This window comes from Acinetobacter sp. Lyrl_1 (assembly GCF_051948795.1).
Taxonomy (GTDB): Bacteria; Pseudomonadota; Gammaproteobacteria; order Pseudomonadales; family Moraxellaceae; genus Acinetobacter; species Acinetobacter towneri.
This window is the reverse complement of the sequence record NZ_JAYJLK010000076.1, coordinates 1-3,747: the sequence shown is the minus strand read 5'-3', so window position 1 is coordinate 3,747 and position 3,747 is coordinate 1. Positions and strand designations below refer to the sequence as shown.

6 protein-coding genes are annotated in these 3,747 nt (G+C 33.8%); 3 read left to right on the top strand and 3 right to left on the bottom strand.

Translation table 11 applies throughout. The features are described from left to right. A partial coding sequence (locus VF675_RS13440) for a restriction endonuclease (protein WP_440205363.1) occupies positions 1–847 on the bottom strand: 847 nt, incomplete at its 3' end. 186 nt (positions 848–1,033) lie between these two features. After that, positions 1,034–1,813, bottom strand: coding sequence for a pentapeptide repeat-containing protein (locus VF675_RS13435; protein WP_440205362.1), 780 nt, complete (start codon positions 1,811–1,813; stop codon positions 1,034–1,036). 156 nt (positions 1,814–1,969) lie between these two features. Here VF675_RS13435 and VF675_RS13430 point away from each other — a divergent pair, with 156 nt between their 5' ends. The 3 genes from VF675_RS13430 (at position 1,970) to VF675_RS13420 (ending at position 2,870) form a co-directional block, all read left to right on the top strand. Then, the gene (locus tag VF675_RS13430; RefSeq protein WP_440205364.1) at positions 1,970–2,290 is read left to right on the top strand and encodes a type II toxin-antitoxin system RelE/ParE family toxin; all 321 of its coding nucleotides are present in this window, start codon (positions 1,970–1,972) and stop codon (positions 2,288–2,290) included. Beyond that, complete coding sequence (nadS, locus tag VF675_RS13425) at positions 2,283–2,555, top strand: NadS family protein (RefSeq protein WP_004896911.1); 273 nt, start codon at positions 2,283–2,285, stop codon at positions 2,553–2,555. Before VF675_RS13430 ends, nadS begins: the two co-directional genes overlap by 8 nt. A gap of 162 nt (positions 2,556–2,717) precedes the next feature. Beyond that, positions 2,718–2,870, top strand: a complete 153-nt coding sequence (locus VF675_RS13420; protein ID WP_440205361.1) for a hypothetical protein — start codon at positions 2,718–2,720, stop codon at positions 2,868–2,870. A 234-nt stretch (positions 2,871–3,104) separates the two neighbouring features. On the opposite strand, the gene VF675_RS13415 is transcribed toward VF675_RS13420, so the two are convergent. After that, entirely contained in the window at positions 3,105–3,620 is a 516-nt protein-coding gene (locus VF675_RS13415) for a hypothetical protein (RefSeq protein WP_440205360.1), read from the bottom strand. Positions 3,621–3,747 lie beyond the last annotated feature (127 nt).

The following is a 3,747-nucleotide window of genomic DNA, read 5'->3' as shown; positions in this document are numbered from 1 at the left end:
GATTTTTAATATATTCATATGCAATGTAACATTCCCCTGTTTCAGATGCATGTCTCAGTTTTGCTTCCAATAAAACAGGAAAAGGTGTTTTCGATTTCAAACATTGATGTATATCTTTCCCTGAAATACAAACGATCCTATTACCATTTCCAAAGGCAGTTAAGCCATCATTACTAAAACCTTGCCAGCTGATAAAAACACCTCTAGTCCATGTAGCCTTGCCATTTAGTTTGCCTTGAAATGAATGTAGATCGCTAGCAGGTGTTTCTTTACTATGCCACTTTGCTTCCATTAGATAGTAGGCCCCCTCCATTCTAAAGCTACCGTCTATTTGTTCCCCTGTATTTCTGAAGCTTCCTTTAGGAGCGAGCTTAAATACCTTAAATAGTTCATTTAACCATAGTTCAAATGCATACCCACGAGGATGAGGAGGTAAAAGTTTGATCCTATCCATCTCTGATATTAAATGCGTATAATCAATATCAATAAATGAGTTTTTGGGTGGCAGGCCAGCCGACGAATTTTTGTCTAAAGATTTTATACTTGCTATCAGAGCATGGTATTCAGCTAAATCTTCAGTTGCACCAGCTAGGTCTAAAGACATACGGTATAACCATAATTTATCTAAAATATGCAAAGCGGTATCTGCATCAACTTTTTTTAGAAGACAGCGTACACGCTTAGCTTTACTTGTCCCATCTTCTTTATACTGTTCATCGTCGATGTCGATATTTAGTTCTTCATCAAAGAAATGCCTAAGAGTTCTGTCACTAAAATCTAAGAGATATCCACCTTCTGCATTAAATATACGATTAAATATCGTTATGTCTCTAAGTTTTAACTTCATAAATATCCGTAGCTGAGCAAAAAGCTCCCTTTTAGCTGTATTTTAAAAATCTCTTATAATGCCATTATGTTAAACAAATGATTGACTAAGAGATCATAAATAATAAAATAGTAAGTCAACGGGCTGGTGCTGGAGGGAATTTATTCCCGTATTGCAATTTCGTATTGTTAGGTGGGTTCGATTCCCCTACCGTTTAATTAATTTAATATCCTTTATATTTTTCGCTTCATTTAACATTTCTTGTGTCAAATTCTTAGCTCCTATAAAGTTAGCACATCGTAAATTAGCATTCTTAAAGCTAATACCTTTACAATCAACATTTCTAAAGTCTGCGCTTGCTAAATCAGCTTGATCAAATCTTGCGTGTACCAATTGGCATGATCTGAAATCAATTCCTTTAAGCTGTGCTTTGTAAAAGTTAGCTCTTTTAAAATTACACTGGTCAAAAATGACCATGTTTTTACTTATAACCTTACAATCAATAAATTGAGCTGCTTCGAAATTACATTGTTTGAATGAACAATTAGAAATTTTTGTATTTTTGAAATTAGCTGCTATTAGATTTGATTTAATCAAATTAATTTCTTTAATATCAATATTATATAATTGTGCTTCTGGTAGATCTATTTGGTTTTTTCCCATATCGTATATTTTTTTTAAACGACCAAAATAACGAAAAGATATATCATCACCTTTATAATATTTTAAATACTCTAGTTCTTGAAAAATATCGTTAATATCATCATTTTTTTTCTTACGCTGTTCAAACCAATATAGAATTATACTGATTAATAGAATATCAATAGCTGAGTTATGAGCATTAATTAAGACATTTTGAAAAAAATCTCTGTTATATAGACCTAGAGTCACATTGGGTAAAACAGTTGATGATACTTCGTTCCAAAAAGCTGTAAATAAAAAGACTATAAAGCTAAATGCTAATAAAATGTATAAGGTATATTTCATATGTAAATCATGAAAAAAGATTGAAAGAATCTATCAGGAAGTATTTAATTTTTCTACAATTAATATAGTACGAACTATACGAAACGAGTGCCTAGCTCTCGTTTTTTTGTTCTAGAACTGCTAAAATCCTTATACGCCATTGACGCACTTGAACCTATGCTATTCATTGAAACCAGTGTTTTTACCAAGCAAATCAAAGAGCTTGTAAGTGATGAAGAGTATCGTCAGCTCCAGCAAGATCTCTTGGTACAGCCTGATAAAGGTGACTTAATCAAGAATGGCGGTGGAATCCGTAAAGTACGCTGTGCTCAAGGTAATAAAGGTAAAAGTGGCGGTATTCGTGTGATCTATTACTGGGTCACAGAAGATGATCAAATCTTTTTCCTGGTGGCTTATCCAAAGTCTGTGAAAGATAATCTGACAGACAAAGAAACCTCGATCCTGCGTCAATTAGTGAAGGAGCAATTTCATGGATAACAACTTATTTGATGACTTGGTTGCTTCAATCAAAGAAGCTGGCGCCATCAAACGCAATGAAATGAAAGCAAGCCGAGTGACTGAGCTTGAATTGCCGGATATTAAGGAAGTACGTGAGAAAACAGGCTTAACCCAGGCTGAGTTTGCTGCACGTTTGCATATCAGCGCGAGAACTCTACAAAACTGGGAACAAGGGCGTCGCTATCCAACTGGTCCTGCAGCGACTTTAATCCGTATTCTCGATGCTCATCCGACTCTGATTTAAAAAATTAGATAATAAAAAACCCCGGCATCCTGCCGGGGTTTTTCGTATGGGTTCGCTCGGTATAACTCCTGTCGTACCTTACTGTCCTTGTGCGTCTCTGTTTTTATTATTGTGTGGAACTTCCTGTTCCTGATGACTTCATGATAGTAAAAACGGGTTTAGGTGAATATCGGCAAAACCCCTAAATTGGTGTGCGCTCAGGCGTACAAAATTGGTTATTTTTTATTCCAAGAGTTGTCCGCAGAAATTGGGGATAGTTTTGGGATGGTGGGTATTGATAAGCCAGAGAAAAACGCCAATTTGATTAAGTTTTAATCAACCTTATTGGCAAGAAGTATCAAAACCGCTCATAAAAAAGCCGATTTGTTTCAAAATCGGATTTTTGGGCATTTTTGGATTTTTCTTAGTTTGTTAAGTCTTTGATATTTATATTAATATACAAGTGTACTTCGTATAACCGCCATTATGTTAAATGGAGGCTCATGGATGTTTATATCGATCGTATAAGGTTATTTTGGTTTTGCAAAAAGATAAAAAATCTAATTATTTTTAATATCCTGTTTGATTTGCTTTTAGCATGTGGATATAAGGATTTTTATTCCATTTCTCAGCATGTGAATAGATTACACAAATTTGATTACTTGCTTCGTGTATCTGATTTTTATATCTAAAATAAGGTAATTCATTCAAGCGTTGTTGCTTATTAACTAAATCAAAGGTTTCTATTCCTCTACGCTGCGGAATATAAATATTTTCGACTTGACCGCACATCTCTTTTTGCTGTGCTGATTGATTAATATCTCGTGCTATTGTTACGCCTGTCCAAATTCCAGTAAAAAATAATAATAGAAAAAATAACCAATTTATCGAAAGTGGTAGTACATCATTTATGCATTTTCTGAGCAAAGCAAATAGTAATGTAAATCCTGAAATCAGTGCACAAGATAAGGCCAAGTCGTATTCATTGGCAAATAAAAACAAAATACTTACAATAGCAGAAAAAATTCCGGTCCATACATTGTCTTTAATTGTTAGTGGTCTTAATCTTTCTTCTTTAACTGACATTTAAATCCTAAAAAATTGATGCTGAAATATAAAGATTTTCTAAAATTAACATAATACACCTTATACGAAACACTTTATATTTATCATTAAATTTCAGTATATTAGATTAAGCCGCTCTAGGAAGTAA